At 70.0% G+C, this 24,962-nt stretch carries 20 protein-coding genes; 10 read left to right on the top strand and 10 right to left on the bottom strand.

Annotated elements, in window-relative coordinates; all coding sequences use genetic code 11:
- Positions 1 to 488 precede the first annotated feature (488 nt).
- The 6 genes from ureA to cimA all read left to right on the top strand — a co-directional run bounded on the left by ureA (position 489) and on the right by cimA (position 7,931).
- Positions 489 to 1,169, top strand: a complete 681-nt coding sequence (ureA, locus tag ACZ3TS_RS10905) for an urease subunit gamma (RefSeq protein WP_467616000.1) — start codon at positions 489 to 491, stop codon at positions 1,167 to 1,169.
- The gene (locus tag ACZ3TS_RS10900) at positions 1,166 to 2,848 is read left to right on the top strand and encodes an urease subunit alpha (RefSeq protein ID WP_467615997.1); all 1,683 of its coding nucleotides are present in this window, start codon (positions 1,166 to 1,168) and stop codon (positions 2,846 to 2,848) included. Before ureA ends, ACZ3TS_RS10900 begins: the two co-directional genes overlap by 4 nt.
- An 11-nt stretch (positions 2,849 to 2,859) precedes the next feature.
- Positions 2,860 to 3,897 (top strand): agmatine deiminase family protein, encoded by a 1,038-nt coding sequence (locus tag ACZ3TS_RS10895; RefSeq protein WP_467615995.1) that lies wholly within the window; start codon positions 2,860 to 2,862, stop codon positions 3,895 to 3,897.
- An 11-nt stretch (positions 3,898 to 3,908) separates the two neighbouring features.
- Positions 3,909 to 4,529, top strand: a complete 621-nt coding sequence (locus ACZ3TS_RS10890) for a TetR/AcrR family transcriptional regulator (RefSeq protein WP_467615993.1) — start codon at positions 3,909 to 3,911, stop codon at positions 4,527 to 4,529.
- A 214-nt stretch (positions 4,530 to 4,743) separates the two neighbouring features.
- Positions 4,744 to 6,045 carry an MFS transporter gene (locus ACZ3TS_RS10885; RefSeq protein WP_467615990.1) on the top strand — a complete coding sequence of 434 codons (1,302 nt, stop codon included), beginning with the start codon at positions 4,744 to 4,746 and terminating at the stop codon, positions 6,043 to 6,045.
- A gap of 281 nt (positions 6,046 to 6,326) precedes the next feature.
- Positions 6,327 to 7,931: a citramalate synthase gene (cimA, locus tag ACZ3TS_RS10880; protein ID WP_467615988.1), complete on the top strand. Its 1,605-nt coding sequence runs from the start codon at positions 6,327 to 6,329 to the stop codon at positions 7,929 to 7,931.
- Between the two features lie 8 nt (positions 7,932 to 7,939).
- Here the strand turns inward: cimA and ACZ3TS_RS10875 are convergent, their stop codons facing one another.
- Both ACZ3TS_RS10875 and ACZ3TS_RS10870 read right to left on the bottom strand, forming a co-directional pair.
- Positions 7,940 to 8,368: a hypothetical protein gene (locus ACZ3TS_RS10875; RefSeq protein WP_467615985.1), complete on the bottom strand. Its 429-nt coding sequence runs from the start codon at positions 8,366 to 8,368 to the stop codon at positions 7,940 to 7,942.
- 109 nt (positions 8,369 to 8,477) lie between these two features.
- Positions 8,478 to 10,346 carry a ricin-type beta-trefoil lectin domain protein gene (locus ACZ3TS_RS10870; protein ID WP_467615983.1) on the bottom strand — a complete coding sequence of 623 codons (1,869 nt, stop codon included), beginning with the start codon at positions 10,344 to 10,346 and terminating at the stop codon, positions 8,478 to 8,480.
- Positions 10,347 to 10,595: 249 nt separating this feature from the next.
- Here ACZ3TS_RS10870 and ACZ3TS_RS10865 point away from each other — a divergent pair, with 249 nt between their 5' ends.
- The gene (locus ACZ3TS_RS10865) at positions 10,596 to 13,616 is read left to right on the top strand and encodes a glycoside hydrolase family 3 protein (RefSeq protein ID WP_467615981.1); all 3,021 of its coding nucleotides are present in this window, start codon (positions 10,596 to 10,598) and stop codon (positions 13,614 to 13,616) included.
- Positions 13,617 to 13,782: 166 nt separating this feature from the next.
- Complete coding sequence (locus ACZ3TS_RS10860) at positions 13,783 to 15,132, top strand: hypothetical protein (protein ID WP_467615978.1); 1,350 nt, start codon at positions 13,783 to 13,785, stop codon at positions 15,130 to 15,132.
- A 55-nt stretch (positions 15,133 to 15,187) separates the two neighbouring features.
- Here the strand turns inward: ACZ3TS_RS10860 and ACZ3TS_RS10855 are convergent, their stop codons facing one another.
- Together ACZ3TS_RS10855 and ACZ3TS_RS10850 are read right to left on the bottom strand one after the other, a co-directional pair.
- Positions 15,188 to 15,424 carry a hypothetical protein gene (locus ACZ3TS_RS10855; RefSeq protein ID WP_467616131.1) on the bottom strand — a complete coding sequence of 79 codons (237 nt, stop codon included), beginning with the start codon at positions 15,422 to 15,424 and terminating at the stop codon, positions 15,188 to 15,190.
- A gap of 174 nt (positions 15,425 to 15,598) precedes the next feature.
- A complete protein-coding gene (locus ACZ3TS_RS10850) occupies positions 15,599 to 16,204 on the bottom strand; it encodes a YceI family protein (protein ID WP_467615976.1) in 606 nt (201 codons plus the stop codon).
- A gap of 460 nt (positions 16,205 to 16,664) precedes the next feature.
- On the opposite strand from ACZ3TS_RS10850, the gene ACZ3TS_RS10845 reads away from it, so the two are divergent.
- Both ACZ3TS_RS10845 and ACZ3TS_RS10840 read left to right on the top strand, forming a co-directional pair.
- Positions 16,665 to 18,257 (top strand): acyl-CoA carboxylase subunit beta, encoded by a 1,593-nt coding sequence (locus ACZ3TS_RS10845; RefSeq protein WP_467615973.1) that lies wholly within the window; start codon positions 16,665 to 16,667, stop codon positions 18,255 to 18,257.
- A 56-nt stretch (positions 18,258 to 18,313) separates the two neighbouring features.
- The gene (locus ACZ3TS_RS10840) at positions 18,314 to 18,511 is read left to right on the top strand and encodes an acyl-CoA carboxylase subunit epsilon (protein WP_467615971.1); all 198 of its coding nucleotides are present in this window, start codon (positions 18,314 to 18,316) and stop codon (positions 18,509 to 18,511) included.
- Positions 18,512 to 18,699: 188 nt separating this feature from the next.
- Here the strand turns inward: ACZ3TS_RS10840 and ACZ3TS_RS10835 are convergent, their stop codons facing one another.
- The 6 genes from ACZ3TS_RS10835 to ACZ3TS_RS10810 all read right to left on the bottom strand — a co-directional run bounded on the left by ACZ3TS_RS10835 (position 18,700) and on the right by ACZ3TS_RS10810 (position 24,907).
- Complete coding sequence (locus ACZ3TS_RS10835) at positions 18,700 to 19,281, bottom strand: GTP-binding protein (RefSeq protein ID WP_385173314.1); 582 nt, start codon at positions 19,279 to 19,281, stop codon at positions 18,700 to 18,702.
- The gene (locus tag ACZ3TS_RS10830; RefSeq protein WP_467615970.1) at positions 19,262 to 19,846 is read right to left on the bottom strand and encodes a DUF742 domain-containing protein; all 585 of its coding nucleotides are present in this window, start codon (positions 19,844 to 19,846) and stop codon (positions 19,262 to 19,264) included. The genes ACZ3TS_RS10835 and ACZ3TS_RS10830 overlap by 20 nt, the downstream gene beginning before the upstream one ends.
- Before the next feature lie 96 nt (positions 19,847 to 19,942).
- On the bottom strand, positions 19,943 to 20,356 hold the full coding sequence (locus tag ACZ3TS_RS10825; protein ID WP_004983065.1) for a roadblock/LC7 domain-containing protein: 414 nt from the start codon (positions 20,354 to 20,356) through the stop codon (positions 19,943 to 19,945).
- Positions 20,357 to 20,366: 10 nt separating this feature from the next.
- On the bottom strand, positions 20,367 to 23,585 hold the full coding sequence (locus tag ACZ3TS_RS10820; RefSeq protein ID WP_467615968.1) for a sensor histidine kinase: 3,219 nt from the start codon (positions 23,583 to 23,585) through the stop codon (positions 20,367 to 20,369).
- 367 nt (positions 23,586 to 23,952) lie between these two features.
- Positions 23,953 to 24,528, bottom strand: coding sequence for a GTP-binding protein (locus ACZ3TS_RS10815; RefSeq protein ID WP_402431726.1), 576 nt, complete (start codon positions 24,526 to 24,528; stop codon positions 23,953 to 23,955).
- Positions 24,509 to 24,907, bottom strand: a complete 399-nt coding sequence (locus ACZ3TS_RS10810; protein WP_103838060.1) for a DUF742 domain-containing protein — start codon at positions 24,905 to 24,907, stop codon at positions 24,509 to 24,511. Before ACZ3TS_RS10810 ends, ACZ3TS_RS10815 begins: the two co-directional genes overlap by 20 nt.
- Positions 24,908 to 24,962 lie beyond the last annotated feature (55 nt).

The raw sequence follows: 24,962 nt of genomic DNA, 5'->3' as shown, positions 1-24,962 counted from the left end.
CGAGCACACCCGGCTCGACCACGAGTGGTTCGCCGCCCAGGCTCACGGCTCGACGTCGAACGTCAAGGTGCTCGACATCTTTTCGAAACCTGTTCGGGTCGCGGTTCTCCAAGCGGCTCTTCCGGGGCGAGGTCGGCCACCGCGCACGGCGCCCGCGTGCAGATCCTGCTTCTGGACCCCGACTCGCTCGCCGTCATCCTGCGCAACCTGCGCACGCTGGACGGGTTCGCGCGCCGCCTGGTCCCCTTCCTCGCCTCGGCCGCCTCTCCGGCGAGGGCGTGGAGCTGGAGGTCTCCGACGGTTCACCCTGCCGCTCACCCTGGTCGACGCCACCGACGGGCGGGGGCCCTCCTAGGAGGCAGGGGTGGTCCGAGAGTTAGAGTGACGTTCAATGTGACATGACGGGCAAAGGGCGCTGAGCGTTCCCTTTCCGCTCCCGCCCATTTAGAGTGTTGCTCTAAGTGTGGGAAGCAAGGAGGTGCCACGTCGTGAGACTCACCCCCACGGAACGTGACCGGCTGCTGCTCTTCGGAGCCGCCGAGTTGGCCCGCGCCCGCCGGGCCCGGGGTCTGAGGCTGAACGTGCCGGAGGCCACCGCGCTGATCGCGGACGCCGTCTGCGAGGCCGCCCGCGACGGGAAGCGGCTCGCCGAGGCGATCGAGGCGGCCCGGTCCGTGCTCGGCCCGGACGACGTGCTGCCGGGTGTCGCGGACATCGTCACCGAGGTGCACGTCGAGGCCGTCTTCGACGACGGATCACGGCTCGCGGTGGTCTCCGACCCCATCGAAGGAGGACTGGGCGATCGGGCGCCGGGCGCGCTGCTGCCGGGGCCGGCGCACAGCGAGCCGGAGGCGGTCGTGCGGATGCCCGTGACCAACACCGCCGCGGTCCCGGTGTCCGTCACCTCCCACTTCCACTTCTTCGAGGCCAACCCGCGGCTCGACTTCGCCCGTGCCGACGCCTACGGCATGCGGCTCGCCGTGCCCGCCGGGTCGTCCATCCGTTTCGGACCGGGGGAGACCGTCGAGGTCGGGCTCGTGCCGATCGGCGGCGACCGGGTCGCGATCGGTTCCGCGGGTCTCGTCGACGGGGCGCTGGACGCGCCCGGGACGAAGGAAGAGGCCCTGCGGCGGGCCGCCGCCTGCGGATATCTGGGAGCCGACCGATGAACCCCTACGAGTACGCGGCCACCCACGGCCCCCGCGCCGGCGACCGCGTGCGCCTCGGAGACTCGGGTCTGGTGATCCGCGTCGAGTCCGACGCCCAGAAGTACGGCGACGAGTTCCTCGTCGGCTTCGGCAAGACCGCCCGTGACGGTCTGCACCTCAAGGCCGCGGCCGTCCGCGAGACCTGCGACGTCGTCATCAGCAACGTCGTGGTGATCGACGCGGCGCTGGGCATCCGGAAGGTCTCCATCGGCATCCGAGAGGGCCGGATCCACGCGATCGGGCGGGCCGGCAACCCCGACACCCTCGACGGGGTCGACGTCGTGGTCGGCACGGGTACGTCGATCGTGTCCGGTGAGGGGTTGATCGCCACCGCCGGGGCCGTCGACAGCCATGTCCACCTGCTGTCGCCGCGCATCATGGAGGCCTCGCTGGCTTCCGGCGTGACCACGATCATCGGGCAGGAGTTCGGTCCGGTGTGGGGCGTCGGCGTCAACTCGCCGTGGGCGCTGCGGCACGCGTTCAACGCGTTCGACGCCTGGCCCGTCAACATCGGCTTCCTGGGCCGGGGTTCGTCCTCCGACAGCGCGCCCCTGGTCGAAGCGCTGGCCGAGGGCGGTGCCTGCGGCTTCAAGGTGCACGAGGACATGGGCGCCCACACCCGCGCCCTGGACACCGCCCTCCGGGTGGCCGAGGAACATGACGTCCAAGTCGCCCTGCACAGCGACGGGTTGAACGAATGCCTGTCCGTGGAGGACACACTCAGAGTCCTCGAGGGCCGCACCATCCACGCCTTCCACATCGAGGGCTGTGGCGGCGGTCATGTGCCGAACGTCCTGAAGATGGCGGGAGTGGCGAACGTCATCGGCTCTTCCACCAACCCGACGCTGCCCTTCGGGCGCGACGCCGTCGCCGAGCACTACGGCATGATCGTCTCCGTCCACGATCTCAAGACCGACCTGCCCGGCGACGCCGCCATGGCCCGCGACCGCATCCGCGCCGGAACCATGGGTGCCGAGGACGTGCTGCACGACCTGGGCGCGATCGGCATCACCTCGTCCGACGCACAGGGCATGGGACGCGCGGGCGAAACCGTGCGGCGCACCTTCGCGATGGCCGGGAAGATGAAGGCCGAGCTGGGCCCCCTGGAGGGCGACGGTGCGGACGACGACAACGCCCGCGTCCTGCGCTACGTGGCCAAACTGACCATCAACCCGGCCGTCGCGCACGGTCTCGCGCACGAGGTCGGATCCCTCGAGCCCGGAAAGCTGGCCGACATCGTGCTGTGGAGGCCGGAATACTTCGGCGCCAAGCCGCAGCTCGTGCTCAAGGCCGGCTTCCCGGCGTACGGCGTGGTCGGTGACCCGAACGCGGCCACCGACACATGTGAACCCCTCGTGCTCGGCCCGCAGTTCGGTGCGCACGGCGCGACCCCCGCCGACCTCTCCGTCGCCTTCGTCGCACAGGCGGCCGTGGACCAAGGGGACGACCGGATGCCGACCCGCAGGCGACGGGTGGCCGTCCGGGGCACCCGTGGCATCGGCCCCGCCGACCTGCGCCTCAACTCCCGCACCGGAACGGTCGACGTCGACCAGCGCTCCGGCCTGGTCACCCTCGACGGCGAACCGGTCCGCTCCGAGCCGGCCGAGTCCGTCTCCCTCAACCGCCTGTACTTTCTGTGAGGACCCCCGACATGACCACCCCCGCCGCCGACGGCTTCCGCATGCCGGCCGAGTGGACCCCGCACGAACGCACCTGGATGGCATGGCCGGGACCCAACCCGACCTTCCACGACCCCGAGGACCTTGCAGCCTCCTGTGCGGCCTGGGCGTCGGTCGCCCGCGCGGTCCGCCGCTTCGAACCGGTCACTGTGGTCTGCGGCCCCGGCCGATCGGCGGAGGCCCGGACTCTCCTCGGCCCGGGGATCGACACCGTCGAACGCGACCTCGACGACGCCTGGATGCGGGACATCGGCCCCACCTTCCTCACCAACGGGCGCGAACTCGCCGCGGTGGACTGGACGTTCAACGGCTGGGGCGCCCAGGCCTGGGCCCGCTGGGAGCACGACGCGAAGATCGCCGCGTACGTCTCGGACCTCGCGGGCGCGAAGACGTACGCCTCGAAGCTGGTCAACGAGGGCGGCGCGATCCATGTCGACGGTGAGGGGACGGTCCTGCTCACGCAGACCGTGCAGCTCGGCTCCGAACGCAACCCGCACTGGACGAAGGAGCAGGTCGAGGCCGAGATCCACGCCCACCTCGGCACCCGCAAGGCCGTCTGGCTCCCGCGCGGCCTGACCGGCGACTACCCCCCGTACGGCTTCGGCACGCTCGGACACGTCGACATCGTCGCCGCCTTCGCCCGCCCCGGGGTCGTCGTCGCCCACCACCAGCCGGACCCGGCGCACCCCGACCACGAGGTGACGAAGGAGGTCATCGGGATCCTGAAGTCCGCCACCGACGCCCGCGGCCGGCGCCTGGAGGTCGTCGAGGTCCCGGCCCCTACGGTCCTCGAGGCCGACGGCCACTGGGCCGACCACTCCTACATCAACCACTACCTCTGCAACGGCGGTGTCGTCCTGTGCGGTTTCGACGACCCGCGCGACGACCTCGCGGCCGGCATCTTCCGCAGGCTCTTCCCCGAGCGGACGGTGACACTGGTGGACGCCCGTACGATCTTTGCGGGCGGCGGAGGCATCCACTGCATCACGCAACAGCAGCCGAAGATCTAGAGGAGTCCCGGATGGCCGGTGCGGCACGGGCGCGGAAGCACGCGCCGCCGCGCGAGGAGGTCCTCGCCGCCGCCATGGAGATGATCGCCGAGCGCGGTCTGGAGAAGCTCACCATGGCGGCACTGGGCCGCGAGGTCGGGATGAGCAGCGGCCATCTGCTGTACTACTTCCGCTCCAAGGACGAGCTGCTCCTGCGGACCCTGGAGTGGAGCGAGGGCCGGCTGGGCGCCGAACGCGCACGGTTGCTCAGCCGCGACGCCCCGGCCCGTGAACGGCTCGACGCATACGTCGACCTGTACGTCCCCGACGGTCACCGCGACCCGCACTGGACGCTCTGGCTGGAGGTCTGGAACCGTTCGCAGAACGCCGACGACGACGCCCGCGACCGGCAGGCGGCCATCGAGGGCGCCTGGCACCGCGATCTCGTGGCGCTGATCGCCGAGGGCGTCTCGCGCGGCGAGTTCCGCCCGGTCGACGCCGATCGCTTCGCCGCCCGGCTGCGCGCCCTCCTCGACGGCTTCTCCATCCATGTGGCGATCGGTCTGCGCGGCACCGACCGGGAGCAGATTCTCGGCCACGTAAGGGAGTTCCTGGACGAGTCGCTGGGGCGGCCGGGGTTCGTGGACGCGTGATCAGCCGCCCGGGTCGTAGGGGAACGAGCCCATGGCCCGGGGTGGCTGATGTGCTTGCATCCGTGTGAGTCACCCAGGCCGACAGCGCGTCGACGGCCGCCAGGGTCACCCCGAACGGCGCGTGTTCGTCGATCGGCAAGGCCACCTGAAGTGACGTCCTCGTACGGCCGATCGCGGTGAATCGCCGGTGCCCCTCCGGGGCAGGGTAGGGCCCATGGGACGAGAGCATTGGAAGAGGATCTGGATCGGCTCGGCCGGCAACATGGTGGAGTGGTACGACTGGTTCGTCTACGCGAGCTTCGCCACCTACTTCGCCGGGGCCTTCTTCCCCGACGGGAACCCCACAGCCCAACTCATGAACACCGCGGGCATCTTCGCGGTCGGCTTCTTCATGCGCCCGGTCGGCGGCTGGCTGCTCGGCCGGGTCGGTGACCGCAGAGGCCGCAAGGCCGCGCTGACCCTCACGGTCACGCTGATGTCCGCCTCGGCGATCCTCATCGCGATGGCGCCGACGTACGCCGTGGCGGGGTACGGCGGCGCGTTCGTGCTGCTCGTCGCCCGCCTGCTGCAGGGACTGTCGGTGGGCGGCGAGTACGCGGCCAGCGCGACCTACCTCACCGAGGCGTCCGACCCGAAGCGGCGCGGCTTCGCCTCCAGCTTCCAGTACGTCTCCATGACCGCGGGCCAGATCGTCGGCCTCGGCCTGCAGATCGTCCTCCAGCGCACGATGTCCGACGACGCGCTGCACAGCTACGGCTGGCGCATCCCGTTCGTGGTGGGCGCGCTCGGCGCGGCGGTGATCTTCTACCTGCGCCGGAACATGCTGGAGACGGAGGTCTACGAGGCGGACGAGACCGGCGGCGAGGAGCGCGGCACACTGCGCGCGCTGTGGCAGCACAAGCGCGAGGCCTTCCTGGTGATCGCCCTGACCATGGGCGGCACGGTCGCGTACTACACGTACACCACCTATCTGACCAAGTACCTGTCGAACTCGGCGGGCCTGTCCAAGGAGACCGCGACCCTCGTCTCCTTCACCGCGCTGATCGTCTTCGCCTGCCTCCAGCCATTGGCCGGCCGGCTCTCCGACCGGATCGGCCGCCGCCCGCTGCTGATCACCTTCGCCCTCGGTTCCACGTTCCTGACCGTGCCGATCATGACGATGCTGGGGCGTGCGGGCAGCTTCTGGCCGGCGCTGGGCCTGTCCCTGCTGGCCCTGGTCGTGGTCACCGGCTACACCTCGATCAACGCCTGCGTGAAGGCGGAACTGTTCCCGACGGGCGTCCGCGCCCTGGGCGTCGCCCTGCCGTACGCCATCGCCAACGCGCTCTTCGGCGGGACGGCGGAATACGTGGCGCTGTGGTTCAAGAACGCCGGTACCGAGTCCGGCTTCTACTGGTACGTGGCGGGCTGCGCGGCCGTGTCCCTTGTGGTCTACGTCACCATGCGGGAGACCCGGGACCTCGATCTGACGCGGATGAGGGCGCCCGAGTCGTCCACCGTGACGACCGCATCCTGAGACGGCGGTGAGCGTGGGGGCGGATTGTGCCAGACTGCCCCCGTGCTCTCGTTGGCCATGATTATTGGCAGCAGGCGCGCCGGTCCGCAGTGACCGCCACGTACGACCAGGTACGGGCGGCCATCGTCGTCCTCGACCCGCGCGCAGACCTCTCGCACCCGCGAGAGGTTTTTCGTTTTCCTGGCCCACCTTCAGCCGGGAGGGGAGCGCGAGGGACCATGGGGGGACGGTGGAGCCGGTCATTCCGGTAGACCGAGATTTAAAACAGGAGCCTTGAGACCATGACGGAAACCAGCGAACTCGACGATTCGTTCCACGTCTTCGACACGACGCTGCGCGACGGCGCGCAGCGGGAGGGCATCAACCTCACCGTCGCGGACAAGCTGGCCATCGCACGGCACCTGGACGACTTCGGCGTGGGCTTCATCGAGGGCGGCTGGCCCGGCGCCAATCCGCGGGACACCGAGTTCTTCGCCCGCGCCCAGCAGGAGATCGACTTCCGGCACGCCCAGCTCGTGGCCTTCGGCGCGACGCGCCGGGCCGGCGGCAAGGCGGCGGAGGACCCGCAGGTCAAGGCGCTGCTGGACTCCGGCGCGCAGGTGGTCACCCTGGTCGCGAAGTCCCACGACCGCCATGTCGAGCTGGCCCTGCGCACGACGCTCGACGAGAACCTGGAGATGATCCGCGACACGGTCTCCCATCTGCGGGCGCAGGGCCGCCGGGTCTTCGTCGACTGCGAACACTTCTTCGACGGCTACCGGGCCAACCCGGAGTACGCGAAGTCGGTGGTCCGTGCGGCGTCGGAGGCGGGCGCGGACGTGGTCATCCTCTGCGACACGAACGGCGGCATGCTGCCGGCGCAGGTGCAGGCCGTGGTGTCGACGGTCCTGGCGGACACGGGCGCCCGGCTCGGCATCCACGCGCAGGACGACACGGGGTGCGCGGTCGCGAACACCCTCGCGGCGGTGGACGCGGGCGCCACGCATGTGCAGTGCACGGCCAACGGGTACGGCGAGCGGGTGGGCAACGCGAACCTGTTCCCGGTGGTGGCCGCCCTGGAACTGAAGTACGGCAAGAGGGTGCTGCCCGAGGGCAGGCTGCGCGAGATGACGCGCATCTCGCACGCGATCGCCGAAGTCGTCAACCTCGCGCCGTCCACCCACCAGCCCTATGTGGGCGTATCCGCCTTCGCCCACAAGGCCGGTCTGCACGCGTCCGCGATCAAGGTGGACCCGGACCTGTACCAACACATCGACCCCGAGCTGGTCGGCAACACCATGCGGATGCTCGTCTCCGACATGGCGGGCCGCGCGTCGGTGGAGCTCAAGGGCAAGGAACTGGGTGTCGACCTGGGCGGCGACCGGGAGCTGGTCGGCCGCGTCGTGGAGCGCGTGAAGGAACGCGAACTCAGGGGCTACTCGTACGAGGCGGCGGACGCCTCGTTCGAGCTGCTGCTGCGCGAGGAGGTGGCCGGTCACCCGCTGCGCTACTTCCGCACCGAGTCCTGGCGGGCGATCGTCGAGGACCGCCCCGACGGGACCCACGCCAACGAGGCCACGGTCAAGCTCTGGGCGAAGAGCGAACGCATCGTCGCGACGGCGGAGGGCAACGGCCCGGTGAACGCCCTGGACCGCGCCCTGCGGGTCGCGCTGGAGAAGATCTATCCCCAGCTCGCGGTCCTCGACCTCGTCGACTACAAGGTCCGCATCCTGGAGGGCAAGCACGGCACGCACTCCACGACCCGCGTCCTCATCTCCACCTCGGACGGCAAGGGCGAGTGGTCCACGGTCGGCGTCGCGGAAAACGTGATCGCGGCGTCGTGGCAGGCGCTGGAGGACGCGTACGCCTACGGCCTGCTGCGGGCCGGAGTGGAACCGGCGGAGTAGCGGCCCCGTCAGCAGGAGTCCGCGGCGAGCCTCTCGAACTCGCCGCGGCTCATGGCGCGGTCGTCGGCCCAGACCTGGCCGGGGCGCAGCCGGTCGAGATCGGCCGGTCGGAACGTGACCGTGCCGGTGTGGTCGTAGTCGTACTCGGCCTTTCCGAAGGCGAGTTCGTCGGTATACGCCGGCACCAGCCGCTGTTGCCCGACCGCGTGGGTGCCCCAGGTTCGCGGGGGTGAGAAGAGCGGGAAGTCGGCGCCTGAACCGCGCCGCTCACCGGGAGCCTTCCAGCCGGAAAGGTTGCGGCCGAAGTCGTCCGTGGCGGGCGCGCCGGTGAGGCCGAGGCCCTGGATGAGGTCGTCGCCGCACGGTCGCAGCAGTGCCCGCGGCGCCCTCGAGGCGTCCAGATGACCGCGGCCAGGGGGCGCAGCTCGGCGCCGCACCCGCTCAGCAGGGCCATCGTTCCGAGCGCGCCCGCCACCGCCAGGATCGTCCGTCGCATGCGTGCCGCCCCCTCGGACCGTGGGGGTGGCACGCGCCGTCACCCCTGCGCTACTGCAGTCGCCACTTCTGGTTGGCCGCCCCGGTGCACGACCAGATCTGCGCCCGGGCGCCGTTCGCCGACGAGTTGTCCGTCACGTCGAGGCACTTGTTCGCCGCCGTATTGACCACATCACTCGTCGACGCGTTGTACGACCACTGTTGGGCTCCGGTCCCATTGCAGTCGTACAACTGCACCTTGGCGCCGTCCGCCGTCGAACCCCCGGACACGTCCAGGCACTTCCCGAGCGCCTGGATCGTCCCGTCGGCCTTCACCGTCCAGAGCTGGGCACTCGTCCCGTTGCAGTCGTACAGCTGCACCGCCGTCCCGTTCGCCGACGACCCGCCCGCCACGTCCAGGCACTTGCCCGCGAGGCCCACGAACGCCCCCGACCGGTCACCGCCGCCCGACTGCGTACCCGACCACGTGAACGTCGCCGACGTCTTCCCGGGCAGTGAGTAGGTCGCATGCTGCGTACCCCAGTTGATCGTCACCGTCCTCGCAGAGGACGAGTCGTTGTACGCGATCAGCGCCTTGGAGCCGTCCGGGTTGCGCCACGCCACGTTCGGCACTGCCGAGCTCGCCGTCGAAGCGATGCGCTGCGCGCCCGGCCGTACGAACTTCGTCAGGTGACCCATCGTGTAGTACTCGACGGTGTAGTCGACCGTCCCGCTCGCACCGTCCCCGTTGTGGACCGTGACCAGGCCCGTGCAGGTGCCGCAACCACCGTTGTGCGGCCCCATGTTCTGGTCGACCGCGAGCGACCACTTCGTCACCGACTTCGCCCAGTTGCGGGTGTAGTCGACGATGTTGAGCATGTCCTCGCGCTGCTGATCGGCGATCCAGGTGCCGCCCGAGTGCTCCGTGCCGAACGCATCGAGTTGCGGGTACTGGTTGTGGACGGTCGTCTGTTTCGTCACGTCACCGCCGTACCCGTGCCAGGCGATGCCCCCGAAGTTCGGGTGCGAACGGATCGCCGCGTCGTCCACCGTCTGCGCCGCGTAGGAGTCGTAGGTGTCCCAGTTCCAGTCGTGTGCCAGCACCTTCGTCGGCAGGCCCGCCGCCTGCAGCTTCGGCAGCAGCTCGTTCTTCGTGAAGTACGCGAGGCCGGACGCGTTCCAGCTCATCGACGGATAGCCCGAACAGCACGTCGGCTCGTTCTGGGCCGTGACGTACGAGACGGGGACGCCCTGGTTCCGGTACGCCTGGAGGTACTTGACGAAGTACGAGGCGTAGGCCCCGTAGTCCTCCGCCTTCAGCCAGCCCCCGTTGAGCTGCGCGCTGTCCTTCATCCAGGCGGGCGCCGTCCACGGCGAGGCCATCACGGTCAGCGAGGGGTTGAGCTGGAGCGCCTGCTTCGTCAGCGGCACCACGTCCGCCAGGTCGTGTGCGATCGAGAACTGCGACAGGTCGGGGTCCGTCTGTCCGGCCGGCACGTCGTCGTACGTGTAGCCGTAGCGCGCCAGGTCCGACGCGCCCATCGGATTGCGCAGGAACGACAGCCCGATCCCGTCCGTCGGCGAGAACAGTTTCCGCATCGTCGCGTCCCGCGTCGCCTGCGACAGCGCCCCGCTGCTGTTCATCAGCCAGGCCGCGGTGTCCGTGAAGGACGCGCCGCCCCCGGTGAAGGTCTGGTACCGGGTGTTCTCGTCGACCGTGATGTTCTCGCCCCCGCCGCCGGTGCCCGACTGGAAGGCGAACGGGGTCTGCGCCTGGAGTCCCCGTACGACATGGCGTCCGCCGGAGTCGTCGGTCGTGGTCAGCCAGGCCGTGATCTGCTCCCCGGCGGCATGCGCGGGAGCGGCGCCCGCGGCGCTCAGTCCGGCGGTGGTCAGCAGTCCGGCGAGGAGCACGCGAACCGCGCGCAGGGGTGTTCTCATGGTGCGCCGCCCTTTCGGGGGTGGGGGATGGGAGGCGTGCGAGGCGTGAGTAAATGACGGCGCCGGGGCCGCGTCAAGGGGGTGCGCGTTCAGTTTCCGAAGGAACAACGCCCCTGCTCCGGCGGCGACTTGAGTCTGTACCTGTTCTGACGTGAAGTCTTGACGGCTTCCCGGTGCGCCAGTTAACTCACGCCGTGATCTAAGTCGTAAGCTCACACTTGTGGACTACGAGAGCCAAGGGGAAGGTCCATGCGAAGAACCGCCCTGCTCGCCTCCGCCACCCTGCTCACCGCCCTGCTCCCGCTCACCGTGGTGGGGACCGCGTCCGGTGCCGAGGACCCGGCCCCCGTCCCGGTCGACCGTTTCGAGGGCGAGGTGCCCTTCGCGAACCAGCCCGCCGAAGGCATCTTCACCTGGGGCAGTGACGCCGACGACCCGCCCGCGCTGCAACTCGCCGACCGCACGGGCGCCCCCGAGGGCGCCAAGGTCCTCACGGGCACCTACGACATCAGCGGCTACGGCGGCTTCACCCACGACTTCGCCTCCGACAAGCCCGCCCACGACTGGTCCGCCCACAAGGGCATCCGCTTCTGGTGGGACGGCCAGGACAACGGCAGGAAGATCGCCTTCGAGATCAAGGACGGCGGCGCGAACGGCGAGGCCTCGGAGCTGTGGACCACCTCGTTCACCGACGACTTCGCCGGTTGGAAGCAGATCGAGATCCCCTTCACCGACTTCACATATCGCACGGACTACCAGCCCGTCGGCGGCATCGACCACGTGCTGGGCCTCACTCAGATGTGGGGGTACGCCGTCACGCTCCCCGTGGGCGTCAAGGGGCAGTTCGCCATGGACGACGTCGAGCTGTACGGCAGGGCGGACCAGTCCCTGCGGGCCTCCGTCACCACGGACTCCGCCGTCTACCCCGTCAGGGAGGGCGGCACGGCGGCAGTGAGGATCTCCGTCGCCACCACCGGCTCCGCCCCCATCGACGAGCCGGTCACCGTCGCCTACGAGACGACGGGCGGTAGGGCCGAGTCCGGCACGGACTACACACCCGTCAAGGGAACCCTCACCTTCCCGGCCGGGACGGCCTCCGGAACGACCCGCACGATCCAGGTCCCCACCCTCAAGGACAAGGCCGCCGAGCCCGCCGAGACGATCCCGCTCAAGCTGAGCGTCACCGGAGCCAAGGCCCCCGCCGAGACCCCGCAGGTCGTCGTCGACGCCCACGGACTGCCGTATCTGGACAGCAGGCTGCCGTTGAAGAAGCGCGTCGCGGACCTGGTCTCCCGTATGTCCCTGGAGGAGAAGGCGGGCCAGATGACCCAGGCCGAGCGGGCCGCCCTCACCTCGCAGGGCGACATCGCGACGTACGACCTGGGCTCGCTGCTGTCCGGCGGTGGCTCGACCCCGACGCCCAACACCCCCGAGGCGTGGGCGAAGATGATCGACTCCTTCCAGCTGAGGGCACAGGCAACCCGGTTCCAGATCCCGCTGATCTACGGCGTCGACGCGGTCCACGGCCACAACAACCTCGTCGGCTCGACGATCATGCCGCACAACATCGGCATCGGGGCGACGAGAGATCCGCAACTGGCCGAGAAGACCGGCGCGGTGACGGCCAGTGAGGTGCGGGCAACCGGCGTGCCCTGGGACTTCGCGCCCTGCCTGTGCGTCTCGCGCGACGAGCGATGGGGCCGCAGCTACGAGTCCTTCGGCGAGGACCCGGCCCTCGTCCAGTCCATGGAGACGATCATCCAGGGCCTCCAGGGTCGCGCGGACGGCCGGGACCTGAGCCGCGACGACAAGGTCCTCGCCACCGCCAAGCACTTCGTCGGCGACGGGGGCACCGAGTACGGTTCGTCCACCACCGGCTCGTACACCATCGACCAGGGCGTCACGAAGGTCACCCGGCAGCAGCTCGAGACCGTCCATCTGGCCCCGTTCCGGACGGCCGTCGACCGCGGCATCGGCTCGGTCATGCCGTCGTACTCGTCGCTCGACATCCTCGGGGACGGCCAGGGCCCGGTGAAGATGCACGCGCGGGCCGACATGATCAACGGAGCCCTGAAGGGCCGCATGGGCTTCGACGGCTTCGTCATCAGCGACTGGAACGCCATCGACCAGCTCCCCGGCGACTACGCGGCCCACGTCCGCACATCGGTCGACGCAGGCGTCGACATGATGATGGTGCCGTACACGTACAAGGACTTCCGCACGACGCTGATCGACGAGGTGAAGGCGGGCCGCATCAGCGAGAAGCGGATCGACGACGCCGTGTCGCGCATCCTCACGCAGAAGTTCAAACTGGGGCTCTTCGAGCACCCGTACGCCGACACGAGCGGCGCCGGGCAGATCGGCTCCGCCGCGCACCGGGCCGTGGCCCGGCAGGCGGCCGCCGAGTCCCAGGTGCTGCTCAAGAACGCGAACGGTGTCCTGCCGCTGAAGAAGAGCCAGAAGGTGTATGTCGCCGGATCCAACGCCGACGACCTCGGCAACCAGACCGGCGGCTGGACCGTCACCTGGCAGGGCGCGTCCGGTACCCACACCCAGGGCACGACGATCCTGCAGGCGATGCGCGGGGCCGGGGGAGACGTCACCTACTCCAAGGACGCCTCGGCACCGTTGACCGGCTACGACGTCGGCGTGGTCGTCGTCGGTGAGACCCCCTACGCCGAGGGTGTCGGGGACGTCGGCAACGGCCGCGACCTTCAGCTGTCCGCCGCCGACAAGGCCGCCGTGGACAAGGTGTGCGGGGCCATGAAGTGCGCGGTGCTGATCGTCTCCGGGCGTCCGCAGCTCGTCGGCGACCGGCTCGGCGCCGTCGACGCGCTCGTGGCCTCCTGGCTGCCCGGCACCGAGGGCGACGGCGTGGCGGACGTCCTCTACGGCAAGCGCCCGTTCACCGGCCGGCTCCCGGTCACCTGGCCGAGGTCCGAGGCTCAGCTGCCGATCAACGTCGGTGACGCCTCGTACGACCCGCAGTTCCCGTACGGCTGGGGGCTGACCACGCTCACCAAGGTCCCGGAGGGCGGCGCGGCGACCCTGAAGGCGCTCGGACTCGCGGCCGCCGCGGCCGAGAAGACGGGCTCCGACCGGGCGGGACGGGAGATCGTCAGCAAGGCGCGGCTGCTCGTGCAGCAGAGGGTGGGATCCGGGATCACGGCGGCCGTCTCCGGGCCGTTCGCGGACGCGGACCATCTGCTGCTGACGGGGAAGTACGCGGCGGCGGTGGCAAAGCTGACCCAGGCGTACCGGGCGGCGTGACGGCCCGGTGGCTCCCGGCGGGCGGTGCGGCACGGCACGCACCGCCCGCCGGGCACGTCCGGGTGTCGGTCGCCCCGGCTCGCGGCGCTCGCGGACCCGCCTCCGCGCGCACCGCACGGCACCGGCCGGGCGTCCGGTTCCGGGTGCCTTGGGGTAGCTTCGAAGTATGAAGGCCGTGCTGCTCCGAGGACTCGCCGTACCGCTGATGGCCCTGCTCATGGCGGCTCTGGCGGTCCTGTCCACCGGTGCTCCGCGCGCGTACGCGGCAACCGACGTCTCGGCCATCGCCGACTCGCTGCGCAAGGGGCCGGTCTACGTCGACCCGGCGGCCTCCGGGCAGCTGTCCACCACGGACGCCGACGCGCTCGCGAAGAAGATCGAGGACGCCGACAAGCCGGTCTTCATCGTGGTGCTGCCCGCCCACTACCCCACCGGTAGCCTCTTCTCCGACCTGCGCACGGCCACCGGCATCACCGGCCTGTACGCGATCCGCCTCGGCGACCGCTTCGACGCCCGGGCCGACTCCTCGGTGCTGCCCCGCACAGCCGTGCAGAACCTGGTCGGCAGCGTCCGGGGGGAGACCGTGAAAGCCCAGCTGAACGACTTCACCGACCGTGCCCTCGTCAACGTAGGCGGCCATGCCCCGTCGACCTGGGGCACCTCGGGCGGCAGCGGCGGGATCTCGTCCACCGCACTGATCACCGTCGGCGTGGTGCTCGTGGTCGGGGGCGCGGGCGCCTACGCGCTCGTACGGCGCAGCCGGCGTCGCCGCGAGGAGGACCAACGGGCGGCGCTGGAGAAGCTGCGCGTCGTGGTCGACGAGGACATCACCGCCTTCGGCGAGGAACTGGACCGTCTCGACTTCCACCCGGCGGAGCCGGGCGGGGACGACGCGATGCGCGCGGACTACGAGCGCGCGCTGGACGCGTACGAGGAGGCGAAGTCGTCCATGGCGGCGGCGGAGCGCCCGGAGGACGTGAAGGCCGTGACCCAGGCCCTGGCAGACGGCCGTTTCTCGCTGGCGGCCCTCGCCGCCCGCCGCGAGGGCCGGCCCCTGCCCGAGCGCAGGCCGCCGTGCTTCTTCGACCCCCGCCACGGCCCGTCCGTCGCCGACGCGACCTGGACGCCCCCGGGCGGCGCCCCGCGCGAGGTCCCCGTCTGCGCCGCGGACCGGGCCCGGCTGGCCGACGGCCGCGACCCCATGATCCGCGAGGTGGACACGGAGTACGGCCGCCGCCCGTACTGGGACGCGGGCCCCGCGTACGGCCCCTGGGCGGGCGGCTACTTCGGCGGCGGCCTCCTGCCGGGCCTGCTGGTCGGCACGCTGCTCGGCAGCATGATGGCCACCCCGTCGTACGGGGCCGACTACGGCGCGGACTACGGCGACTTCGGCGGTTACGGGGGCGGGGACCAGTCCGGCGCGGACTTCGACCCCGGGGACTTCGGCGGGGGCTTCGGTGACGGTGGCGGAGGGGACTTCGGCGGGGGCGGCGGCGACTTCGGCGGAGGGATCTGAACCGGCCGGTTCACAGGTCTTCGCGGGGGAACGTCCCTATCCGCGAGCCGCTCCATCAAGGCGCTCGCCAGCGCGAGCACCCCGCGTTCCGTCTCGCTGAGCGACGCGAGGGCGGCGGCCGGCCAGGCTCGGCCATGTCCCGCTCCAGTGCCCGGCGCCCCTCCTCCGTGAGCGTCAGCACGGACTGACGCCGGTCGACCGTGCCTGGTTCACGCGCGATAAGCCCCTCGGCCTCCAGTTCGGCGAAGACCCGCGTGAGCGACTGCGGCCGCTGCCGCTGGGCCGCCGCGATCTCGCCGGGCGTCGCGCGCCCCCAGCGCCGCAGATGTCCGAGCCCCCATTCGGTCCGGTCCCGCAGCCCCCAGCCGCAGAACGCGCGAGCGCCCGCCCTCCGGATACGCGGGAGTGGAGGGCGGGCTCGCTCAGGGCCGCGCGGGACGGGGGCGCGCGGTGGTGTCGTCAGGGGTCAGGCCTGCTTGATCGCCGAGATGTCGAAGACCAGCTTGATCTTGTCCGAGACCAGGACGCCACCCGTCTCCAGGGCCGCGTTCCAGGTCAGGCCCCACTCCGAGCGCAGGATCTCCGCCTTGCCCTCGAAGCCGACGCGCTCGTTGCCGAACGGGTCCTTGGCCACGCCGTTGAACTCGAGGTCGATGGTGAGCGGCTTGGTCGTACCCATGATCGCCAGATCGCCGGTGATCCGGTAGTCGTCGCCGCCCAGGGACTCCGCCTTGGTGGAGCGGAAGGTCATCGTCGGGTGCTCGTCGATCCTGAAGAAGTCGGAGCTCTTGAGGTGGCCGTCGCGGTCGGCCGAGCCCGTCTCGACGCTGTCCATCTTGACGTCGATCGAGGCCGTGGACTTCGACGGGTCCGAGCCGTCCAGGTGCAGCGTGCCCTCGAAGTCCTGGAAACCGCCCTTGACGTTCGTGACCATGGCGTGGCGTGCCACGAAGCCGATCGTGCTGTGGGACGGGTCCACCGTGTAGTCGCCGGTCAGCGCGGCGAGGTCGGGGTTCACCGCCGCGGCCGGGGTGGTGTCGGTGTCGGTGCTCTTGCGGCCGAAGATGCCCATGATGTGCTCCTTGGGGGACGGTTCGCGACCTCGGGCGAGGCCGCGACGCTGAAGCTGTTTAATCTTCAACGACGTTAACGAGACCGACCGTAGACCTATTCCATTCAAGTTTCAACATCATTCAGGTGTGTTGCGGACGTCACTCCGCCGGGCGGTCCGCGTGCCCGCCCCGCGGTCGATGGCGGCGATCTTCCTGCGGGCCGGTACGGTGGACCGGCCGACCGTGTCCGGGACCGCCGTTCGAGGCTCCGTGTCACCCCGGAGATGGCATGTGCGACCCGCCGATGTGAGGTCGCTCTCGCCTGACCGCTTTGTGAGACCTCCACAACGCCCAGGCCCTCTGAGCAGTCAGATGGGCTGCATGCGGCCCCGATTCTGTTCAGTGGTACCAGGAAAACGGGCCGGAGACTGTACGGAGTCGACGGGCCGCTTTAGTGGGTGGACTTCGTAAGGTCGCTACATGACCGTTTTGGACGAGGCCGTAGATTCCGGGAGCGAGCCCACGGACGCGCGCGGGCGGGTCGCCGAGCTGCACGAGATCCGAGCGCAGGCGCTGGCCGGCCCCAGCGAGAAGGCGACCGAGGCGCAGCACGCCAAGGGCAAGCTGACCGCCCGGGAGCGCATCGAGCTGCTCCTGGACCCGGGCTCCTTCCAGGAGGTCGAGCAGCTGCGCCGGCACCGGGCGACCGGGTTCGGCCTCGAGGCCAAGAAGCCGTACACCGACGGTGTGATCACCGGCTGGGGCACGGTGGAGGGTCGTACGGTCTTCGTCTACGCCCACGACTTCCGCATCTTCGGCGGCGCACTGGGCGAGGCCCACGCCACGAAGATCCACAAGATCATGGACATGGCCATCGCGGCGGGTGCGCCACTGGTCTCCCTGAACGACGGCGCCGGGGCCCGCATCCAGGAGGGCGTGAGCGCGCTCGCGGGTTACGGCGGCATCTTCCAGCGCAACACGAAGGCGTCCGGCGTCATCCCGCAGATCAGCGTGATGCTGGGTCCGTGCGCCGGCGGCGCGGCGTACAGCCCCGCCCTCACGGACTTCGTCTTCATGGTCCGAGAGACCTCCCAGATGTTCATCACCGGCCCCGACGTGGTCAAGGCCGTGACCGGCGAGGAGATCACCCAGAACGGCCTGGGCGGCGCCGACGTGCACGCCGAGACCTCCGGTGTCTGCCACTTCGCGTACGACGACGAGGAGACGTGCATCGCCGAGGTGCGCTATCTCCTGTCGCTGCTGCCGCAGAACAACCGGGAGAACCCGCCGCGGGTCGAGTCGACGGACGCGGTGGACCGCCGCGGCGACGTCCTGCTGGACCTTGTCCCGGCCGACGGCAACCGGCCGTACGACATGGCCAAGGTCATCGAGGAGATCGTCGACGACGGCGAGTACCTGGAGGTCCACGAGCGCTGGGCGCGCAACATCATCTGCACGCTGGCCCGTCTGGACGGCCAGGTGGTGGGCATCATCGCCAACCAGCCGCAGACCCTCGCCGGGGTCCTGGACATCGAGGCGTCGGAAAAAGCTGCGCGCTTTGTCCAGATGTGTGACGCTTTTAACATCCCGTTGGTGACGCTCCTGGACGTCCCCGGCTTCCTCCCAGGTGTCGACCAGGAGCACGGCGGGATCATCCGCCATGGAGCGAAGCTGCTCTACGCGTACTGCAACGCGACCGTGCCGCGGATCTCGCTGATCCTGCGCAAGGCGTACGGAGGTGCGTACATCGTGATGGACAGCCAGTCCATCGGGGCGGACCTCACCTACGCCTGGCCGACGAACGAGATCGCCGTGATGGGCGCGGAAGGTGCGGCCAACGTCATCTTCCGCCGTCAGATCGCGGACGCGGAAGACCCGGAGGCCATGCGGGCGCGGATGGTCAAGGAGTACAAGTCCGAGCTGATGCACCCGTACTACGCGGCCGAGCGAGGCCTGGTGGACGACGTCGTCGACCCCGCGGAGACCCGTGAGGTCCTGATCAAGTCGCTGGCGATGCTGCAGTCCAAGCACGCGGACCTGCCCTCGCGCAAGCACGGCAACCCCCCGCAGTAACCGAGCGGACCCAACGCGGCAATCCCGCGGACCTCTCTCTCACGGAGACTGACAGCATGAACACCCCTGACATCCGCGTCGAAAAGGGCCACGCCGAGCCCGAGGAAGTGGCCGCCATCACGGCCATCCTGCTGGCCCGTGCGGCGGCCCAGTCGCCCACCACGACCCCGGCCCACCGTGGCCGCGCCAAAGCGGGCTGGCGCCGCCTGGAGCGCGAGCCCGGCTTCCGGGCACCGCACAGCTGGCACGGCTAGGCTGCCTCGCTCAGTCACCCTGAAGGGCTCCTCTGCTGGGAGGGGCCCTTCTCGGTGTGCAGGCACGGGGCGGTTCCGGCCGGTTCGGCACCGCCGGACACCGCCGTCGGGGTTCGAGCTGCCGCAGCGGACAGACACCAAGGGCCCCCTCCACACGGAGGGGGCCCTTGGTGCGCGTACGGCCGACGCTAGCGAAGCCGGGCCATGAGCGCGTGCTCCACCAGGGTGATCAGCGCGCTCTTGGCGTCCGCGCGGTGGCGGGCGTCGGTCGTGATGATCGGGGTGTCGGGCCCGATCTGGAGCGCCTCGCGGACCTCGTCCGGGTTGTACGGCTGGTGCCCGTCGAAGCCGTTGAGGGCGATGACGAAAGGCAGGCCCGAGTTCTCGAAGTAGTCGACCGCCGGGAAGCAGTCGGCCAGGCGCCGGGTGTCGACCAGGACGATCGCGCCGATGGCGCCGCGGACCAGGTCGTCCCACATGAACCAGAAGCGGTCCTGGCCCGGCGTACCGAAGAGGTACAGGATCAGGTCCTGGTCCAGGGTGATGCGGCCGAAGTCCATGGCCACCGTGGTGGTGGTCTTGTCTCCGGTGTGGGTGAGGTCGTCGATGCCTGCCGAAGCGGACGTCATGACGGCCTCTGTGCGCAGCGGGTTGATCTCCGAGACGGCGCCGACGAACGTGGTCTTGCCCACGCCGAAGCCGCCCGCCACCACGATCTTCGCGGAGGTGGTGGAGCGGGAAGGACCGCCGCTAGAGCTTGCGAAGTCCACTGAGCACCCTTTCGAGCAGTGTCACGTCTGGCTGGCCGCCGGCGTTCTCGTCGCCGCCGGGCTGATGGATGGCGACCAGGCCCGCCTCCGCCAAGTCGGCGACGAGGATCCTGGCCACGCCGAGAGGGATCGTCAGGAGCGCCGAGATCTCGGCCACCGACTTGATTTCCCGGCAGAGGTTGCAGATCCGCTGATGCTCGGGCAACTGGCCCTGCATCTGGTGCGGAGATGCTGTGGTGTGCACCAGCGCCTCGATGGCGAGCTGGTAGCGCGGCCGCGTGCGGCCGCCCGTCATGGCGTACGGACGCACCAGGGGGTTGTTCGACGACCCCGCCGGCGCCGGTTCGGGTGCGCGGCGCTGCGGCTGCACGGGCTGGATGCGGGGCGCCGGCGGCTGGTCGTACGGCGACGGACCAGGACCCTGCGGGCCCTGGGGCGCGTACGGCTGACGCCGCGGGCTCGGTGCGGAGGGGAAGTTGTACCGGTTCTGCTCACCCTGGCCCGGACCCTGGCCAGGGCCGTAGGACCAGTTGCCCGAGGACGAACCGCCTGGGGGTGTTGCCACTTTCTCTCCTCCTCCGACTGCGCCGAGCACCCATCCTGTGGAAGCCGCGTCCCGAAACCTTACGGCCACGGGACGCCAATACGCACTGTCCGTCTGTTAGTTGAGAAGGCTCCCCTGGAGCTCCGCGCGAAGGTCCGGCGTCAGGACCGTTCCGGCACGGTCGACAAGAAGCGCCATCTCGTACCCAATGAGGCCGATGTCCGCTTCCGGATGCGCGAGAACCGCGAGCGACGAACCGTCGGAGATGGACATGATGAAGAGGAATCCCCGCTCCATCTCCACAACCGTCTGGTTCACACTGCCGCCCTCGAAGATGCGGGAGGCACCCGCGGTCAGCGAGGTCAGACCGGAGGCGACGGCCGCCAACTGGTCGGCGCGGTCGCGCGGAAAGCCTTCGGACATCGCCAGAAGGAGTCCGTCGGCGGAGACCACCACGGTGTGGGACACCCCGGGGGTGTTGTCCACGAAGTTGGTGATCAACCAGTTCAGGTTCTGTGCCGCCTGGCTCATCGGGCTCACACTAACGCTCCTGGTTGTAGGTGCTGTCAGGACCGAAGCCCTGGCCGTTCGTTTCACTGCCTGCGTTGCGTCCCCGCTGGACGCCTCGACGCAGGTTGCTCAACCTGCCCCGCACGTCTTCGGGGGCCCGGGAGACCTGTGGGCCTCCCTGCGGGGTCGTCTCCGCGGCGCCCTCCATGAGGTTCGCCTTGGGTACCCGCCGAGGCAGGCCGGAAGAGGTGACCCCGCCCGCCTTGGGTTTCCGGAGCTGGGATGCCTGCTGCCACCGCTGGTCGTTCGCGGAGCGCCAGTCCCCGCCCGATTCCGTGGACGCCGGCGGATCCTGCGTCACGTGCTGCGGCCGACCGGCTCCGCCGCTCGGGGCGGAGCCACGGCGGGGCAGTCCGGCGTCGGTCAGATCGTGGGCGGCGGAGGGGGCCGGTCCCGGACGGTCGAAGCCTACGCGGTCCCGCTCACTCACGTCAGCGGCCTGCACGGATTCCGTTTCCGGAGCGTAACCGGCGCCGTAGGAGTTCTGGTATTCGTCCCGCCTCGGCCAGTCGTCCTGGTAGGACGACTCCTCGAAGGTGGAGAACGTTTCCGAGGGGGCGGCCTGGACACCCGCACGGTTCTCCTGGACCGGCTCCGCATACGCGGGCTCCGGGTAACCGCCGCCGGACGGGAAGCCGTCACCCTGCGGCAGGCCGCCGCCCGGCGAGAAGTACGTCTCGTCGTACGCGGGCTGCTGCGGCTCCTCGTACGCCGCCTGCTGGTCGTACGCCGCCTGCTGCTCGTCGTACGGATGCTGCCCATTGCCGTAGGCGGGCCGCTGCACCTCGAATCCGTCCTGGTACGGAGCGGACTCCTGGCCTTCCTGCGGGCGGCTGTGGCCCTGTGCCTGGGCCTCCAGGGCCGCACGGCGCTCCTCACGCATCAGCGAGCGGCCGACGGGGTCCAGGTCCCGGATGTCGTCCGGGACCTCCGTGTAGCGGCTGTCGTCGAAGCCCAGCTCCGCCGCCGTCCGCATCGGCAGGGCGTCGAAGCTCTCGCCCTGGAAGGACTGCTGCTGCGGGATGATCTGCGAGACGGTGAACTCGTCGCGCTCCAGCGGCTGCTCGCCGCCACCGCCGTGGGTGATGGCGTCGGGGAGCATCACCAGCGAGGTGGTGCCGGCCTGCTCGCCGGAGGGGCGCAGCTGGACGCGGATGCCGTGCCGGTCGGACAGCCGGCCGACCACGAACAGACCCATGCGCTGCGAGATCGCGACGTCCACGGTCGGCGGGTTGGCCAGCTTGTGGTTGATGTCCGCGAAGTCCTCGGCCGTCAGGCCGATGCCCTTGTCGTGGATCTCGATCATGATCCGGCCGTCGGGCAGCCGTGTGGCGGTGACCCGCACCTTGGTCTGCGGGGAGGAGAACGTCGTGGCGTTCTCCAGCAGCTCGGCGAGCAGGTGGACGAGGTCGGTCACGGCGCGGCCGTGGATCTCGGCCTCCGGGACACCGGAGAGCTCGATGCGCTCGTACTGCTCCACCTCGGAGGAGGCGGCGCGCAGCACGTCGACCAGGGGGACCGGCTGATCCCAGCGGCGGCCGGGCTCCTCGCCGGCGAGGACCAGGAGGTTCTCGCCGTTGCGGCGCATACGGGTCGCGAGGTGGTCCAGCCTGAAGAGGTTCTCCAGCTGGTCCGGGTCGGCCTCGTTGTTCTCCAGGTCGGTGATGAGGGTCAGCTGGCCCTCGATCAGCGACTGGTTGCGACGGGAGAGGTTGGTGAAGATCGCGTTGATGTTGCCCCGCAGCAGGGCCTGTTCGGCGGCGAGCCGGACGGCCTCGCGGTGGACCTGGTCGAAGGCGCGGGCGACCTCGCCGATCTCGTCCGTGGAGGAGATCGGGATGGGCGCGACACGGGTGTCGACGCGGCCCGGGTCGGTGCGCGAGAGCTGGTCGACCAGCATCGGCAGACGCTGCTCGGCGACGCCGAAGGCGGCGTTGCGCAGCTGGCGCATCGAGCGGCTCATCTGGCGCGCCATGAGGCCGGCGATGATGAACGCGGCGAGCAGGGCGACGATGACGATGCCACCGGTGATGAACGCGGAGGTCTTGGCGTTGTCGGCGATGATCGAGGCGTCCGACACGGCCTTGTCGGCGAGGTCCGACTCGATCTGGCGGTAGGCGTTGTACTTGAGGGTGTTGACCGCCCACCAGTTCGTCGGTGTGATGCCCTGCTGGGCGAGCCCGGTGAGGGCCGTCTGGTCGGTGGAGGGCAGAGTGGCGAGGGCCGACACCATCGTGGTGGGGTCCGACGGCGGCGGCACGTACGTCTTGCCCTCGGCCTTCGCCTTGGCGGCGGCCTGCTGGGCCAGCGCCGTGCCGTCCGTCTGCAGCTTCTTCTTGGCCGCGTCCAGCTTCCTGGCGTCCGCCGCGGTACCACCGCCGATGTACTCCTCGACGGCGATGCCCTCGAGGTAGGCGTACGAGGAGAGGGCGACGCGCTGCTTGGCCAGGCTGGTGCCGTCGGGGCCGGGCTGGATCAGCATGTGCATGCCGATCGAGCGCTCCAGGGAGAGCGCGGCCTTGGTCAGCGAGATGGCGTAGACGGTGCGGCCGTAGCTGGTGATGTTGCCGGTGCCGAGGCCGAGCTCGTTGGCGAACTCCATCAGCGGGTGCGCGACCTGGACATAGCCCTCTTCGGTCCGCACGCCGGAGAGCTTGGAGGTGTACGCGGCCTGACGCAGGGCCGTCAGTTTGGTCTCCGCCTTGCGGAAGATGCTGAGGCGGCGTTCCAGGCCCGCCTTGTGCGGCATGTTCTGCGCGGCCTGGTCGAAGGCGTCCGCGGCCTTGTCGGTGGCGGCCTGGACCTGGACGACGGTCGGGTTCTTCTGGCCGCCGCTGTTGGGGGTCAGCAGGGGGGCCGCGGACGCGTCGCGCTCCTGGTACAGCGCGTCCGCATAGCTCAGCGACGCCTGCACGAGACGGGCGGTGTTCTCCGCGTCCTGGGCCTGCTGCCAGGTGTCGATCGAGCTCTTCACCTGGAAGCCGCCCATGACGAGGCCGACCAGCACGGGTATGAGCAGGATCGCGTTCAGCCTGGTCGGCACGCGCCAGTTGCGCGGCGAGATGCGACTGCCGCTGGGTGGGAGAGCCGACGGCTCCGGGCCGGACACTTGTGCGGGTGCCGCTCCGCGCGGCGGCGGGGTGAAGTTGCCCCGCGCCGACGGCTCGGGACCGTTCTTGCTTCGCCTCACTCGACCAACAACCTCTCGGCGACGGCACCTACGTCGTGCCGCGGTGTCTCCAGAGCCCTGTCTCCGACCTGTACGTCTTTGACTATTGGGCAGTTCAGGCATTCCAGCACGTCAGGCTGCGCGATTCCAAACACTCGGAAGCGAGCATTCCACTGACTGAAAGCCCCTGATAAAACGGTCATAAAGAGCGAGCCCCGCCAAAAGGCGGGGCTTTTGTGAACGCAGCGACACCGACCGACCGCGACGCGTGGCCGTACCACCGGATATCTCTGTCGAAACGTTATGAACACAGGGGCCGACCGTGTCAAACCCCACAGTCGGCTCCTGCACATCTACGACAACTGCCGTATGGCGCTGACGACTTGCCCTACCGCAGGCGTGCCATGAGCGCATGTTCGACCAGGGTGATCAGCGCGCTCTTGGCGTCCGCGCGGTGGCGGGCGTCGGTCGTGATGATCGGGGTGTCGGGCCCGATCTGCAGCGCCTCGCGGACCTCGTCGGGTGCGTAGGGCTGGTGTCCGTCGAAGCCGTTGAGGGCGATGACGAAAGGCAGGCCCGAGTTCTCGAAGTAGTCGACCGCCGGGAAGCAGTCGGCCAGGCGCCGGGTGTCGACCAGGACGATCGCGCCGATGGCGCCGCGGACCAGGTCGTCCCACATGAACCAGAAGCGGTCCTGGCCCGGCGTACCGAAGAGGTACAGGATCAGGTCCTGGTCCAGGGTGATGCGGCCGAAGTCCATGGCCACCGTGGTGGTGGTCTTGTCTCCGGTGTGGGTGAGGTCGTCGATGCCCGCGGACGCGGACGTCATGACGGCCTCTGTGCGCAGCGGGTTGATCTCCGAGACGGCGCCGACGAACGTGGTCTTGCCCACGCCGAAGCCGCCCGCCACCACGATCTTCGCGGAGGTGGTCGCCCGCCCTCCGTCAGAGCTTGCGAAGTCCACTGAGCACCCTTTCGAGCAGTGTCACGTCAGGCGCGCCGCCGTTGTTCTCGTCGCCACCAGGCTGGTGGATCGCGACGAGTCCGGCCTCCGCGAGGTCCGCGACGAGGATCCGTGCGACACCGAGCGGCATGGCCAGCAGCGCCGACACCTCGGCCACCGACTTCACCTCACGGCACAGGTGGCAGATCCGCTGGTGCTCCGGCAGCAGTCCCATCAGCTGTGCCGGGTCGGCCGTCGTGCTGATCAGCGCCTCTATCGCGAGCTGATAGCGCGGCCGGGTCCGGCCGCCCGTCATGGCGTACGGACGGACCAGCGGCTGGTCGCCTTCGTCCCCGTACGGCTCAGCGTACGGATCATGAGAGGCGGTGGGCGGGGTCATGAATCCTCCGGGCGGGACAGCAGGTCGGTCAGTCGTGCCGTCTGACGGGGCCGGT

This window comes from Streptomyces sp. NPDC022910 (assembly GCF_055561075.1).
This window is presented reverse-complemented; position numbering and strand designations above follow the sequence as displayed.